This is a genomic window from Hungatella sp., from assembly GCF_046966825.1.
Genome location: NZ_JBKVCZ010000033.1, coordinates 38,053 through 53,604, shown reverse-complemented (window position 1 = coordinate 53,604; position 15,552 = coordinate 38,053). Strand labels below are relative to the sequence as shown.

Sequence of the window (15,552 nt, the reverse complement as noted above, 5' to 3'; positions counted from 1 at the left end):
ATCTTATCCTGGGACTCGTTAAACCGTCTGGCCAGCTCCTCATTTGTCTCTCCGATCTTGTCTCCCCAGGCGTACCAGAACTCGATTTTTACCTTTTCTCCTCCAGTGTCGGCTGCAGCTGCAGCTGCCGTTGTCTCTGTCTCTGCCTGTGTGGTTCCCTGGGTATCGGCAGGCACCGCCGTCGTCTCTTCAACAGCCTTCTTTCCGCATCCGCTTAAAAGTGTGCCGGCAAGCAGCAAAACTGACATCATAGCTAATGTTTTCTTCATCTTAAATCTCTCCTTTTCTCTCCTGTTTACTTTTCTCCTGTATAGGTAAACGCCCGTATGATCTGGCGCTGGGCACAAACAAAGACTATCAGAATCGGCAGAACTAAAATCACATTGCCTGCCATTAAAACATTCCAGGAAGCGCCGCCTTCTGTGTTTTTCAGCATGGAAACACCGATGGAAAGCGTGCGGACCTTATCATTGGTTGTCATAACAAGCGGCCAGAAATAATCGTTCCAGCGGCTGATAAACGTCAGAAGCATCAGCGTGACGATGGTTGGCCTCGCCATTGGAACCATAATGTGCCTGATGATCTGCCACTCACTGGCCTGATCCAGCCTGGCTGCCTCTAAAAGCTCTTCCGGAATCTGCATAAAACTCTGCCGCAGCATAAATATCCCAAATGCACTGGTAGAAAAGGGAAGAATCATGCTGACGTAGGAATTGATCAGTCCCATCTTGGAAAAGATCAAAAACAGCGGCATAAAGATCAACTGTCCCGGTATCATGAGCGTCATCATCGTAATCCCAAACAGGATCGTCTTCCCCCGGAATTTGCACCGGGCAAATGCATAAGCGGCCGGAACAACAAACAGCAGCTGCAGGATCATGCTGGAAAATGTGATAATGGCACTGTTTAAAAAGAAATGCAGAAACGGCCCCGATTTCCACGCCTTTACATAGTTCTCAAAATGAAAATCAGACGGAATAAAAATTGGCGGATTTGTCAGCGTTTCCCCGATGGACTTGACTGACGTGGATACCATCCAGACAAATGGAATAATAAACAGCACCAGCAGTATGGCAAATCCGATATACTGTACGGCCGTCAATACTATTTTTTTCAGTCGGTATGTCAGTTGCAATCGTTTCACCCCCCTATTGGTAATGTACTTTTCTTCCCAGTAAATTAAAATAAATAATCGTCATAATTCCGACCAGCACCAGCAGCACCACTCCTGCCGCAGAGGCGTATCCCATTTTATAAAAGCGGAAGCCATTCTGGTAGATATAGTAAACCAGTGTATTGGTGGAATTCATAGGCCCGCCCTCTGTCATGATGGACACGGTCTCAAACGCCTGAAATGAGGTCAGGGTATTCATTACCACCAAAAAGAACAGGTTAGGCGAAATCATTGGAAGAATGATCTTAAAAAAGGTGACGATTCCGGGCGCTTTATCGAGAAGCGCTGCTTCGTAAATCGACTTCGGAATACTCTGCAGGGCAGATATCAAAATCAGTGTATCGTATCCGATCAGCTTCCAGACAGATACCAGCACCAGCGACATCAGCGCCGTGTCCGGACGCTGCAGCCACATGGAGGGTTTGATACCAAGCAGCCCCAGCAGCCAGTTTAACAGTCCGTAGGACGGTTCCATCATCCACATCCAGATAAAGGACACGGATACGAGAGAAATAATGTGGGGGCTGAAAATCGCTCCCTGTACAAATGCGAACATTTTTCCCGGATGGTTTAACCAAACCGCCAGCACAAGTGCAAGTGCGATCGCTATTCCAACGGAACAGAACGTATAGATCAGCGTATTGGACAGCACCTGGCGGAATTCCGCCTTGGAAAACAGGGTGATAAAGTTCTTCAGGCCGACAAAATCCTTGGTTGGACTTATGAAATCCCATTTAAAAAGGCTTAAGTAAATCATGTAGAAAATGGGATAAATATAACAGCACAGAAAAACTGCAATCGACGGCAGAACCATTATGTAAGGCCGGATCCCATCACGGAATGAGGTCTGTTTCTTATTTCTCATATTCTCTACACCTCTCTTTTCCCGCAGTCCATACCAAACGTTTTTCCGCTGTCATCAAAGAAAAAGAGATGTTTTCGCTCTATTATCAGATTCACCTTTTCTCCCGGCTCGGGTAAATAATCTGAATAATTCTTCATCTGAATCTTTCCCGCCTCTGATTCAAAGGTATAGACCGCTTCCGCTCCCAGAAGCTCTCTCGTCTGTACGACAGCCGGAAGGACCAGAGCCTCGCTGCATTCCCTGTCAAGGCTGATCCGCTCCGGCCGGAAGCCTACATACCGGCAGCCCGGCGGACAGCATACCGCATCATGAAGCCTCTCTGCCGCCAGTATATTCATGGGCGGGGTTCCGATAAACTGAGCGGAGAATATATTTTCAGGGCAATGGTATACTGTCATCGGCTTTCCCACCTGCATGATCTCTCCCTGATTCATAATAACAATTTTATTTCCCATGCTCATCGCCTCTACCTGGTCATGAGTCACGTAGATAAAAGTCGTTCCCAGTCTGTCATGAAGCTGAATCAGCTCGCTTCTCATCTGACCTCGCAGTTTCGCGTCTAAGTTGGATAGTGGTTCATCCATGAGGAATACACTGGGCTTCTTCACCATGGCCCTTGCCAGGGCAACCCTCTGGCGCTGACCGCCTGAGAGCTCGCTCGGCTTTCTGCCCAGGTATTCTGTCAGCCCCACAATTTCGCTGACATCCCCGATCAGGGTGTCGCGTTCTTCTTTCGGAACCCTTCGGTTCTTAAGTCCAAATTCAATATTATCTCTCACGCTCATTGTCGGATAGATCGCATAATTCTGGAAAACCATGGCGATATCCCGTTTTCCCGGCGGAACATAATTAACACATTTCCCCGAAATCCATATTTCTCCTGAGGTCGGCTGTTCCAGCCCGGCAATCATCCGGAGAATTGTAGACTTCCCGCAACCGGAAGGCCCTACAATTACCGAAAATGCCCCATCCTCGATCGTCAGATCCACGTGTTTCACTACCTTGGTCTCCCCAAAGCTTTTACAGATATCCTTTAGTATAATCTCAGCCACTTAAAGTCCCCCTCCTCTCGGCCAGGTTAGTATACCGTATCAAGGGCGTACTAACAATTCATGCAAACATCTGCCTTCCAGACCTTCCATCTCCACTCCCAGAACTGCTGCAAATGTCGGCACTTCATCCAGAATACTACACTCCCGGATTGTGACGTTCTTCTTAAAATCCGGGCCTTTCGCCAGCATGACCGGCTGCGGGCCCAAGTGAGGCCGATGTCCATGAGAGGTCTTCACGTAATCGTAATCAGAATCTTCCTCGTTGATCACGACCCTTCCATCCCATTTTGCTGCAAATGCAACGCCGCCCACGCCCTCAACCACATACTCAAAGGGACCTGACAGCTGGAATTTTTCCTCGGCTTCGCGCCTCGTATAAATCGCCTTAATCCCAAATGCTTCTGTGTCTTTTGCATATTCCAAAATGGCCTCCACTTTTTTACGAACCTCTGTATCGGCCGCATCTGCCAGCAGAATCTGGGCTGAAAGCCCGGAAGAATGGCAGTACGCCTGATAACTTACAAGCTCACCGTGATCGTCTGTCTGAATCAGTCCCTCCTCTTTAAAAAGTACATTTAAATTCACCTGCTTATCCACCTTTAAATGTCCATGGTCACTAACAATGATAAAATTGGTTTCGTCAAACCTGCCGCTTTCTGAAACCGCCTGCTCCAATCTGCAGAGCCAGCTGTCCACTTTCCGGATCGCATCGTCGATGGCTGGTCCAAACATACCGTTACCATGGCGTGCAATATCAACTGCCGATACATGAATCATGGCTAAATCAGGCTTTTCATTCCGAATCACCTCTTCTGCAACCGATACTCCAAATTCATCCAACTCCGGCTTCGGATGCCAGCCGAGTTTAAACCGGTGTTTTTCAAAATACTTGTCAAACAGCTGCGGAGAACAGTTCTTCTTATATATAATTGCAGGATCCTCCCATTTCTGTAAATCCCATACTTCCGGCAGAAGCCAGTCAATATCCGCCTGTGCCGTCACCGGCCACATCACGGCATGAGTTGTCAGTCCTTTCCGGTGAGCTGCGTCAAATATGGTCGGTACCTTACAGTCCCAGATCTGCCAGAACCAGTCCGGCGAAAGACGCCCCGGCATGACACGCTCATTGTTGTAAATTCCATGATTCATCATATTTCTTCCTGTCATCTGAACTACATGGATAGGATAGGTCAGTGTCGGATAGACACTCATGACCTGCTCCACTCTCGCTCCGCCATCCATAATTTTCTTAAATCCCGGAAGTGTGGAAGCAAGTTTTAAATCTTCGCCAACCAATGCATCCACAGATACTATTACCATTTTCTTTGCCAAAGCTTTCCTCTCCTTTTAGCTATAGTTGTTAATGTATTACCTTTAATACATTTGATGGTAAAAAATTTTGAAGTGCTCCTGTATTTCGTCTTAGCTTTCGTTTTTTGTCCTCTCTTGTTCTAATGTATTATCTTTAATACATTTATATTATAACGAATTTGCTTTCATATTTCAATAGCTTTTTCAAAAATTTTTTCACAACATTTATCACAAACATTTTATCAAATACCACCGCTTGAAACTGTCGTAACAGGCAGGAGAAAGGGTAATTCCTCCCGCCGTTATCTCTACCTGACTTCCTCCACCCCCGGAATCGACGGCACCGCGCCTTCTCTCGACACCGCGATCCCGGCCGCACGGGCGGCCATATCCAGTGCTGCCTTCACATCACCTTCCAGTTCATACGTCCCCAGAAAATACCCCAAAAACGTATCGCCGGCCGCAGTCGTATCCTTCACCCCGTAGCAGTAGGCTTCCTGCCGCAGGATCACGTCCCCCTGGCAGTACATGGAGCCATCTTCTCCCAGTGTCAGAATTACAGCCATCCCGGGGTACCGGGTAATCAGATTTTTCACTATCTTTTCCGGTTCCTCTTCTCCGGTCAGGCCATAACCCTCCGTCTCATTGATAATGAGCCAGGAAACTTTAGACAAGTCCATGCGCAGTACGGTATCATCGATCGGCGAGGGATTAAAGGCGATCCGCATCCCCCGTTTTCCCGCCATTTCAATCAGATATGGAACATTGCTGATCTCATTCTGGGATACGAGAATGTCCCCTTCCCGGAAATGGGCCAGGACCTCGTCGATCTCCGCCGGACTGATCTCTCCGTTGCTTCCGGCGTAACAGATGATCGCATTCTGGCCGTCTGCATCCTTCTGTATGATGGCGCTCCCGTTGGGACCCCCGCTGTTTTTCAGCCATGTACAGTCCACACCGTCAGCCACCAGAATCTTTTTTAAGAATTCGCCGTCATTTCCAATCTTACCGGCGTGAAAAACCATGGCTCCTGCTCTCGCCATCGCCACCGACTGGTTTAGGCCTTTTCCGCCCGGGAAATCCTTAAATCCCACGGCGGAAATGGTTTCCCCCGGCCTGACAATGTGAGGAACCGAGTACACGTGATCAATATTCAGCGATCCATAATTTAAAATCCGAGCCATGTTCTGAAACTTCCTTTCCTGTTTTATCAACTATATTTAGTATACACGGAACACTGCATTTGGGAAAGGTTCCCGGAAAACTCCTTACCAGTTTCTCCCATAATTTCACCCGTTCAGTTCCTTCGCCACCCTCTCAATCACCTGTTCAAAGCTTCCCTCATAAATCTTCATGGAGCTTCCGAACATTAAATTGGCCGGATAATTGAAATTCTCCACATTGCTGCCTGTCATATCGCGGAACTCTGCGGCCTCGCCCAGATGTGGGATTTTCTCAATGCACGGTCTTGCGTCCTTCATGTAGGCGTACAGCTTTTTCCCCATCTCAAACCCCATACCGCATTCGAATCCCACATCGTTGGAGCACTCATAGCCGCGGTAATCACTCAGATCGGCAATTACTGCATCACAGCTTCTCACCAGCCGGCAGTAATTCTCCGTCAGGGCCGCCGCTCTCACATAGGGGTTGAAGCCTTTCGTCTCCGGAAATCCTTCCGCCCAGTCGCAGGGAGTGACGGCCTCCAGACCGTAAGAAGCGCAAAGCTCCTTAAGGCGCCCGTAAACCTCCTCCGCATCCTCTTCATACCGGATCACATCGGATAAGTAGACTCTCGGCCTCGCCGGAGCATCGGCCGGATCATGTGCCTCATTCGCCTCCCCAAACGCTTTTCCGTCCCGCGCTGCAGCCATACCGCCCGTTCTTCCCTCTGCCTTCCACTCCTCCTCTAAATCCGTCATCAGCATGGCAAGACAGTCATCGAAATCGCCTTCCACGATCTTCGTCGAACCTACCACGGCCGGTGAAAATGGCAGCTCCTTGTAAGGCGCTTTTTTCCCATTTTCATCGTAAACAATGCCTTCCTTCATCACATACTTCTGATCCTTCCATGCCAGCGGGCGTTTATCTCTCGTGTAGCCGTAGCATTTTAATCCATCCGCATACGCCATTCCGATCTCATAGATTGTTCCGCTATCCGCTTCGGAGCCGCGGTAAGCCTCCAAGTCGGCGATGATGACCGTAGTCTCCTTCATGATCATTTTCAGATCCTCAAAAATGCTGTCTGCCCGCTTCTGAAGATCCGGATTTCCCATATCCAGCGGATGCTCGTTGGGAAGCGTAACGCCGAAGCCAAGACTCTCCGCCCTCCGTCTCATTGCATTTAAAATGTCCGGGCCGCCCTTATAGAAACACTCGGGTCCCGCTATATAGATCTTTTCTTTTTCAAACATACGCAAACCTCCCGCTTAAACCAGCACAAGCTTCATGAGAAGCTTTAAGAATCTTTCGTAATCGGCGCTCTCTCCGATTTCCACAACCGGCAGCGATTCCCATACGAAATGGTGTCTCCGGTCCAGAACCGTCATTCCCAGCGTCAAATCACTCTTCGTCTCAATACCCACATGCCCGGAAATGGTGTTTACCAGGGTAGCATCGATGGCGTATCCGACCGCCATACAGTCGATTACCGCACAGTACGCCTCAAAGCCTCTTTCATTTACAAAATGAACGGCCTGTAAGAAAAACTTTGCCTCCGGCTTGTCGCTCTCCTCCAGCATGCGGATATCTTCATCCGTCAAATTCACATCGAAATGAGTCGCCACATCGAGGCCCAGCGCCACCAGCTTCACACCGGAATTGTATACAATATCGGCCGCCTCCGGGTCCACATACACATTCCATTCGCTCTGCGGCGTATCACCTGTAGCATTGGTATACGCGTAACGGTTCAGACCGAACGCTCCGGATATCGCATAGATCCCGGCGATCATCTCTTTGATCTCAGGCGCCTTTTTCATGGCCATGGCCACATTGCTCATGGGGCCGGTGCAGAGGATGTAAATTTCTCCCGGATTTGCCTTTACCGTATCTATGATCAATTCCACCGCGTTCTTATCGCTCAGCGGCGTCACCGGATCGGGAAGGTTATTTTCCGCCTGACCGTCCTTCCCATGGGTAAACGGGTCCTTCGGGCACTTTCTCACCATCGGCTCCGGCATTCCCTTACCAACCGGGATATCCGTTCTTCCGATCAACTCCAGCACCTTCAGCGCATTTTTGCTGGTTACATCGACGCGGTAGTTTCCATTTACCGCTGTAATCGCCTTTACCTCCAAGGCGTCTGATTTACAAGCCATAATAATGGCCATGGAGTCGTCCATTCCCGGATCACAGTCCAGGATTATTTTCTTTTTATCCATTTTATTCTCCTCTTTTCTCAATCTGAGTGCTCCTGCGAGCTTCTTCCAGTTCTGGGAGCGTTTCTACGCATCCGCCTGAATCTTCACAAAGAATTCCCGGTTTCTCGGTCCGTCGAATTCCAGGAAATAGATGCCCTGGGAACCGCCGACCAGCAGCTTTCCCTCATGCACGATAAAATTCCCGGAAATGCCGAGAAGCGCCGACTTTACATGGCCCGCCGCATCCTGCGGGGTGTCGTGCTGGTGTTTGAAATCGATCCGGGTCGGCACCAGCCTGCGGATCTCCTCGTCCAGATCCAGGAACCCGTCCGGGTCCCATGGAGAAAATACCGCCAGACCCGCTGTGGAATGAGGATTATAAACGAGGCAGGTGCCCTCTTTTACTCCGCTTTCCTCCACCGCCTTCTTTACGTGTTCCGTGATATCGTAAACCTCATTGTATTTCGTCTTTATTTTAAAGTTTTTCAGCATTTTTCCATCCTCCGCTATTTCAAAACGATCTCATTATTCTGGACACAGAAGCCATTTTCGCAGAAGCTCCATGGTCCTTCACATCCGCGCCCATACTGCTCTCCCAACATGGCGGAGAGGTAACCGGCGAGAAGAGACATCGGGACGAACTGGGTCACCGGCATATTGACCGGATATTTGGGAGACGGCACGGTTACACAGGATACGCCTTCCGCTCCATCTTCATCGGTGATGACTAACATCGGCCGTCCCAGCTTCTTTCCGTAACGAATTACGTCCTTTGTCCTGCTGAGTCCCGGATTCGTGGTATTGGACACCACCACGGTGCCGATGTGTTCCGGATCCTTAGCGAAACAGTTCAGATGGAACCATTCCTCCGAGTTAATATGCATGGAATATTTCCCTGTGGCCTCCAGCATCTTCGCCTGGCCAAACCATGCCGCAGCGTAGTCGAAGCCCGCTCCTACAAAGTCAAAGCAGGGGAAATCCTTCCATTCTTCCGCCATCTTCGCACACGTTTCCGCCATCTGCGGCAGAAGCGCTTCCAGCAAATCTCCCTGATTTTTCATATCATAGCGGTAGTCCATGGCCTGATCCATGGTGTACATGCCCCGCACCTCTCCGATACGGACAGCCAGCAGAAGGAGCGCCATCACGCTGACCATATAGCTTCTCGTTCCCGGCGCGCTCTCAAAGGGCGGAATATCCAGCTTCAGCACCTTATCCGAATTCTGGGCCAGTGGGGAAGTCAAATTTCCTGTGATCCCAAGGACGAAACAGTCATGGAATTTCGCACGCTGTACCGCCTCCGAGATCCGGGCAACCCGGCCTGAATTGCTGACCGCGATTACGAGGGGATTCTGGCAGTCCACGCCCATGTGGCGTTCACTGTAATACCGTCCGAAATCGATGGCTGTCACCACCTCAGCCTGAATACCTGTCAGCATCTCAAACACATGCTTTGTCGCCATACAGGCCGCATAGGAATCACCGCATCCCGTCAGCACCACACGCTGAATATTAAATATTTCCTGAAAAGAAAGGACTTTCCTGGTCTTTACTTCCAGGTCCTCATACTGGCTCCGGATCAGCTCCGGGAGGCTCATCGCCTGTCTGCACATGGGGTTGTCATACTCTTTCGTTAACATTTCACTCATATCACTGCTTCTCCTCTGCCTTTTTCTCGTTCTTTTCCTGATCTAACCGGTTTAAGACCGCACAGCCCTCCAGTGCGATATCAATCGCAAACTCATGGCCGCCGCCTGCTTCAAACTTCTCTCCGGTGCAAAGATTATCCGCAACGGAACAGATGGAACCGCCCCTGCGTCCAAACAGCGCGGACAGCGTCACGATCGCCGCAGATTCCCGGTCGCCGTTCAGCACGCCGGCCCGGTTGTAGATTCCGGCTATTTCAATATTCCACGGCTGTAAGTATCCGCCGACACCCGGTCTGCCTCCGCCCACAAAATCACTGTCCACGGACAGGGTCACTCCCACATGGTATGGCGCTCCCAGCGTTTTGGCGGCTTCTACCATGGCGCCTACCACCTCATAGTGGCTGACCGCCGGATATCCTGCCGGTATGTACGCTTTCGTCATGGCCTCTTCCCTGACCACACCGCTGGCGATCACCACGTCTCCCGGCTTCACCTCATCGCCGATTCCGCCCGAACCGCCGACCCGCAGAAACGTTCCCGCGTCCGTATATTCCATAAAATCATATAAAATCAGTTCCATTTCCGGCGATCCGCTGCCGCCGCTGACCACGGTGATTTTCGCCCCTTTATACGTTCCCGTATAAGAGGTAAACATCCCGGAATTGCCGATCAGCTCCGCATTCTCCAGTCTGTCCGCAATCTTCTTCGCCGGGTCCACATCATAGGCGCACAGGGGATCCCTCACCGTAATCAGGACAAAATCCCCCACCTTTTCGTGGTCAATCTGGGTAAGTGCCGGACGTCCTTTGATCATAAGCCCGCGCTCCGGCACATTTTTATAGTATTCATACTGCTCATGTATCCGTCTGATGGACGGTTTCTTTCTGATTTCCTCACTCTTCATTTGGGTTATTTCCTTTCATTGCTGCTAAAAGTCTCTGCGCGGCCTCCCGCTTCTCCATTCCAATCTCGTCCGGAACGCCGTACTGTTCCAGGCACATGGCGGCCGATATACTTCCCATCAGGCCGCACTCCTCCGGGGTATGGCCGCTGCTCCACCCGTAAAGCACCGCGCCTGATGAACTGTTGCCGCCGCCTGTGGGATCCACCACATTTACGTGATCCACCGTGGGCACGTATACCACCTCTTCCGGCGTAATCATCACCGCCCCCTTAGAACCTCTGCGCAGAAAAATCAGCTTCAGATGATTCTGTCCGGCAAAAGGAGTGGGACCGCTCACATTTTCTCCAACTACATGAGGGGAACTCTCCATATTCCGCTGTACAGCTTGAGTGGAACTGTCCATCCAGCTCCTGAATTTCCCAATTATCTCGTCCAAAGACTCTGTACCGAATAAATTCCGGGCCTCCGTTAAATTAATCGAAAAGATATCTACATTTCCGGCGATCCGTCTCACCTCTTCCAGGCATTCCGGACAGGTGGAATCGCTGGCAATCTCCCACATGACGGCGGCCGCCCGAGAGCGTGTCTGAAAACTGCTTTCCATCATGGGAAGAATCCCGTTCCAGAACTCCGGGGAGGTATTCTTGAAAATGTAGATCCCCTTTGCCGTCTGAAAATATGGCTCCAGCTCTTCTGGCGTCACCTCGATCTTGCGGTAATGATCCGCCCCGTACAGGGCCGTCTCACTCCGCTCTCCGTCCTCAAAATACTGGATAACGTTGTAAGGCGTCTTCTCGTCCTTTGGGATCAGGCCATCCATGGAAATATGATTCTTCTTATACCATTCTCCAAACATTTCCGCATAGTCTTTTCCCACGCCCGTCACAGGCATAACGCTGTCGCACCAGAGCCGGATTCCGCACAGCGCATAGATCCCGGCTCCGCCCGCCTTCTTTTCCACAGTCTTTTTATCAGCAAACCTTATCTCATCCGTAACAACTGTCGATGCTATGATATAATCCATGTTCTGTCTCCTATTTGTAATGCAGCCGATTTCTTATGAAACAATAAAGCTGTCACACGTCATCGTTCCTTTCGAAATTGTAAATCCGGCTCCGCCGCCCGAGTAAGTGGCATCCGCCACCTCGATCAGCGTCTCCCCGTTCACCGAGAATTCCAGCTTCTCCTGATGAGCCGCAAAGGTAAGCGTATATCCCACATCCTCCTGATAGGAGTATGGCACCTCCGCCAAAATCACCCGTTCCCGGTCCTTCTGTACGTATACCACGGCGCGGCTGTAATCCATGAGTGCGGCTCCATAGTACCGCTTATGGCCTCTGCTCCTCACCACCAGGCCTCCGGCCTCATGAAGGCTGTAGAAGACTGTCGATGACACGGTATAATCTTCCCATTCCCTGCTGCCAATCGTCACCAGACCATCTGCTTCCACATTGGATACACAGTAGGTATGTTTGAAATCTGCCGCAAACTGAACCGCGGAGCTGGCAAAGCCGGCCAGCCAAAGCGGATTCGTATTCCAGATGGAGGTCATCAGCATACCTCTCTGTGCGAAGTCCGTGGGCGCTCCCTTCCAGTCGATGCTGTAGATGACCACGTCCCCGTCGAAACGTTTCCTGCCCGCAACCTCATATCCCAGTTTAAAGATGGACATGCCCTTCGTATCCGGCACGGTCCACTCAAATGACTTTTTCGTTTCATCCAGCAGAACCGCATCTCCGTACATGGCTCTGACCTGATTTTCAATATCGTAATAGAGAATATACGGACGCAGAGTCACTGCCTCCTGTGAACCGGTGCAGGGAGAACCAGCCAAGCCCGCCTCCGTCACCACCTTCTGAGAGGAGTAAAGCGTCGGAGACGCCACGGTAGAAAAGTTCTGCGCCAGCTTCGAGAAATCGATAAATGTCTGGGTGGAAACGTCCGCGATGACGGCGGCGAGATCATCCTCCGATGCTTTCATTGCTTGCCGTGGTCGGCGAAGAACAAGGTGGCACCCGACCGATTCCCACCTTTCTCTCCATCAGGAACCAACATCCGAGGTAACCACATACATCAGATCGGCCACCGGCGTCCGGAAGTCCGCTCCCGCATTGATTCCATCAAGCCCCAGCCTGATTCCGTTGAACGCGCCCACATTGCCCGCGTTGCAGTCCGTATCCCAGGCAGCCGAGGAGGCGATGGAGATGGATTTCTGGAAATCGTCTCCGCCCAGCAGAATGGCCGCGATCACCATGGCGTGGTTGGGAATCATATGGCAGCAGCCTGGAAATACTTCATAGCCGTATTTCGGATCCAGGTAGTCACGGACCTTTCTCCAGTCAGATTCTCTGCCGCAGATATCCCGGACATCACCAATCATATCCTTTAAAACCCGATTCTGCACATAGGCCCCCGCCCGGTCCAGAAGCACATTCACGTCTTTTTCCGTAAACGCCATCGCTTCCAGCGCCGCTAAATGGCAGGCCGCCTCAACTGCAATGCCGTCATGGCTGACGCTGGCCGCTTTTCTCACCAAACTTACCGCCAGCTCCGGATCATCGGGGCAGGCCATGGCGATCGCATCGATGAAAATCTGTGCTCCGATCTGCTCCGCCAGCGTGGTTCCATTGGTCCTGACCGCTCCGCTCTCCGGCGCATCCATGCCGTTCTTCAGATTCAAATAAGCCGTGTGCTCGGTTGACCGTCCCAGGCCGCCCCACCATAGAATCGTCCGGTTTTCGATGATATAGTTCAGCCACGTGTCCCCAAACGCCTTCGCCGGCAGTTCCCTGTCATATCCATTGTCCTCCAAAGCCCTGAAAAATGCGAACGTTCCGGATATGTCGTCATCCGCCACAATTAACGGAACTCCCACCTTCTCATGAACATAGTATTTCACCTCATCAAAGGTTTCCCTAATCTTATCGTAACTCCAGCCTTCCACAGGACGGCCTAAATAGACACCAATAATCTTCCCCAGCACGCCCGCATAAATCTGTTCTCTATATTTTAATACACTCACGCCTTTTTCCTCTCAATCCTTCTTATTCTTGCGGGAGCAGATGCGTTTGACCTCAAAGCCATCCGCCAGGATCGCTCCGGAATCCACTACAAAGCCCGCTCCGCCGCACAGGTAACTCTCATCCTGTCCGCTCACCGCTGTTTTCCCATCCACTGCCAGAGACAGCCGCGGGCCATCCAGAGTAAAGGCAAGCTCCCGGGTATCGTCAATTTCAAAATCACAGGCAGCTTCCGCCACTACGGTGCGTTTTGCATCGCACTGCTTGTAGATCACAGCCTTTTTGTCCTTCAGCACTGCCCCGTAATACCTTCTGTGTCCCTTTGCCCGGGCCACAAGCCCTGCCGCATCCTGCTGGGAAAATGTAATCACCGATTTCACAGAATAGTTATCCCAGTCCATGGTACCCGTCGTCACAACACCGTTAGGCGCCGCATGGGAGATGGAAAATGTCGTTGTATAATCCGGGCAGAAATGATCCGCAGATGAGACAAATGTCTTCAGCCATGATGTGGTCGTCGTCCACGGAGTCAGGGTCGGCGTCATTTCCATGGATCTTCCCATGCGGTAGCACTCCGGCGCCCCCGACCAGTCGAGAGATTTGATAATCACGGAACCATCCAGACGGGAACCGCATGCACCACTTCTTAAGGAAATCCCCAGCCGGTAGATGGCGTGGCCGCCCACATCGGGAATCCGCCATTTTATCTCATTATCTCCGTCGTTAAGCTGGAAGGCGCTGCTGGATAAGGTCTCCAGCTCATCTCTCTCATTAAAGTACTCGATGAAAAAGGTAAAGGCCGGGCTTACCGCTCCCGCCGCTATAACGGCCTTCACTTCCTGGCCGCTGTACAGGGAAGGGGAGCAGAGCACGTCAAAGTAGCTGGTCCCTTCCTTTCCCTTCGGCTGAAGGTCGATAAAAGTGTCGATACAGGCAGTCGCATGCACCCCAGGCCCTAAGCCGCGGTAAGAAAGGCGGCATCCATACTCTTTTGTCTCCTCATTACCATTCTGCGGACTGCAGTGCAGAGGACTTTCCACCAGATTATCGATTCCGCACAGTACCTGTTCTTCCGTATTCTTATCGTAAGGAACAATCCCCTGAACGGCGCCCGGATATTCGAAGGCCAGACGCTCCTCCGGGAAATCAACCGGCTCATATTCCAGACGGCAGGCCGCCTTTAAGATTTTCCTGGTCTCCTGCACCGCATCTGAAATGCAGGAGCCTCCGTCGCTGGTGACCACATACAACCGGTCCGCCACAGCCTTTCTCAAATCCGTGCTCGTGCGAAAACCATCGAGGCCCAGCCGGATTCCATTCAGACAGCCGACATTGCCGGAATTGCAGTCCGTATCCCAGCCGGAACTGCAGGCGATCATACACGCTTTGTTAAAATCGTCGCCGCCCATAATAAATGCCATCAAAAGAGTCAAATGGTTTGTCACCATCGGACAGTTACCAGGATACTTCTCATATCCGTGGTGATCTGCGATCCACTGTCTCACTTCCCTCCAGTCAGACGCCTTGGCACACTGTTCCCTGACCGCTCCGACCAGTCGGATAAATTCAGGATTTTCTATGTAGGCAAGCCCCGCATCCAGCAACCTGTCGATATCCTTCTCCACAAAGGCCAGCGACTCCATAACAGCCAGATAAACTGCTGCGTCGATGGCGATTCCGTCGTGGCTGACGCCGGCCGCTTCCCTGGCCATCTTAGCCGCCCGCTCCGGATTGCCCGGATTTGCCATGGCCCATGTGTCGATAAAAATCTCCGAGCCGATCTGTTCCGCCATGCTCCGCCCGTTTAACTCGATGGAACCGCTCTTCGGAGCCCTGATTCCATTTTTAAGGCGCAGATACGCGGTGTGCTCCGTGCTTCTCGAGAGGCCGCCCCACCAGAGGATGGTCTCATTCTCAATAATATAGTTTAACCAGCTGTCCCCGATCTGCTCCGCCCGGATATCCGGATCAAACTTGTTGTCCTCCAGACTCCTAAAGAACGCGAAGGTTCCCGAGATATCGTCGTCCGGAACGATGAGGGGCGCGCCCGTCCTGTGATTTTTATAGTAGTTGATTTCACCGAAGGTATCCCGGATGGCCTCATAGGTCCAGCCCTCTACCGGACGTCCCAGGTAAACACCGATGATCTTTCCCAGTACACCGGCGTAGATGTCATTTTTGAAACAAGCTATGTTTTTCATGTTGAATTCCTCCATTT

14 protein-coding genes and 1 pseudogene are annotated in these 15,552 nt (G+C 51.3%); all 15 read right to left on the bottom strand.

What is annotated here, in order from left to right:
- Positions 1-269 (bottom strand): annotated as a pseudogene (locus ACLTD4_RS12730) (sugar ABC transporter substrate-binding protein); the annotation flags it as partial.
- 26 nt (positions 270-295) lie between these two features.
- Positions 296-1,144, bottom strand: a complete 849-nt coding sequence (locus tag ACLTD4_RS12725) for a carbohydrate ABC transporter permease (RefSeq protein ID WP_117634370.1) — start codon at positions 1,142-1,144, stop codon at positions 296-298.
- Between the two features lie 4 nt (positions 1,145-1,148).
- Positions 1,149-2,039, bottom strand: a complete 891-nt coding sequence (locus ACLTD4_RS12720; RefSeq protein WP_055657614.1) for a carbohydrate ABC transporter permease — start codon at positions 2,037-2,039, stop codon at positions 1,149-1,151.
- A 5-nt stretch (positions 2,040-2,044) separates the two neighbouring features.
- A complete protein-coding gene (locus ACLTD4_RS12715) occupies positions 2,045-3,091 on the bottom strand; it encodes an ABC transporter ATP-binding protein (RefSeq protein ID WP_055657617.1) in 1,047 nt (348 codons plus the stop codon).
- A gap of 39 nt (positions 3,092-3,130) precedes the next feature.
- On the bottom strand, positions 3,131-4,423 hold the full coding sequence (locus ACLTD4_RS12710) for an ectonucleotide pyrophosphatase/phosphodiesterase (RefSeq protein ID WP_055657619.1): 1,293 nt from the start codon (positions 4,421-4,423) through the stop codon (positions 3,131-3,133).
- Positions 4,424-4,710: 287 nt separating this feature from the next.
- Positions 4,711-5,586, bottom strand: coding sequence for a ribokinase (locus tag ACLTD4_RS12705; protein ID WP_117634372.1), 876 nt, complete (start codon positions 5,584-5,586; stop codon positions 4,711-4,713).
- 105 nt (positions 5,587-5,691) lie between these two features.
- A complete protein-coding gene (locus tag ACLTD4_RS12700; RefSeq protein WP_117634374.1) occupies positions 5,692-6,813 on the bottom strand; it encodes a nucleoside 2-deoxyribosyltransferase in 1,122 nt (373 codons plus the stop codon).
- A gap of 15 nt (positions 6,814-6,828) precedes the next feature.
- Positions 6,829-7,782: a nucleoside hydrolase gene (locus ACLTD4_RS12695; protein WP_117634427.1), complete on the bottom strand. Its 954-nt coding sequence runs from the start codon at positions 7,780-7,782 to the stop codon at positions 6,829-6,831.
- 63 nt (positions 7,783-7,845) lie between these two features.
- Complete coding sequence (locus ACLTD4_RS12690) at positions 7,846-8,253, bottom strand: secondary thiamine-phosphate synthase enzyme YjbQ (protein WP_055657627.1); 408 nt, start codon at positions 8,251-8,253, stop codon at positions 7,846-7,848.
- Positions 8,254-8,267: 14 nt separating this feature from the next.
- Entirely contained in the window at positions 8,268-9,410 is a 1,143-nt protein-coding gene (locus ACLTD4_RS12685) for an SIS domain-containing protein (protein WP_117634376.1), read from the bottom strand.
- Between the two features lies 1 nt (position 9,411).
- On the bottom strand, positions 9,412-10,314 hold the full coding sequence (locus ACLTD4_RS12680) for a nucleoside phosphorylase (protein ID WP_117634378.1): 903 nt from the start codon (positions 10,312-10,314) through the stop codon (positions 9,412-9,414).
- Positions 10,304-11,338 (bottom strand): carbohydrate kinase family protein, encoded by a 1,035-nt coding sequence (locus ACLTD4_RS12675; RefSeq protein WP_117634379.1) that lies wholly within the window; start codon positions 11,336-11,338, stop codon positions 10,304-10,306. Before ACLTD4_RS12675 ends, ACLTD4_RS12680 begins: the two co-directional genes overlap by 11 nt.
- A 33-nt stretch (positions 11,339-11,371) precedes the next feature.
- Positions 11,372-12,295: a hypothetical protein gene (locus tag ACLTD4_RS12670; protein ID WP_412331342.1), complete on the bottom strand. Its 924-nt coding sequence runs from the start codon at positions 12,293-12,295 to the stop codon at positions 11,372-11,374.
- A 60-nt stretch (positions 12,296-12,355) separates the two neighbouring features.
- Positions 12,356-13,336, bottom strand: a complete 981-nt coding sequence (locus tag ACLTD4_RS12665) for an ADP-ribosylglycohydrolase family protein (RefSeq protein WP_412331341.1) — start codon at positions 13,334-13,336, stop codon at positions 12,356-12,358.
- A gap of 12 nt (positions 13,337-13,348) precedes the next feature.
- The gene (locus ACLTD4_RS12660) at positions 13,349-15,535 is read right to left on the bottom strand and encodes an ADP-ribosylglycohydrolase family protein (RefSeq protein ID WP_117634383.1); all 2,187 of its coding nucleotides are present in this window, start codon (positions 15,533-15,535) and stop codon (positions 13,349-13,351) included.
- Positions 15,536-15,552 lie beyond the last annotated feature (17 nt).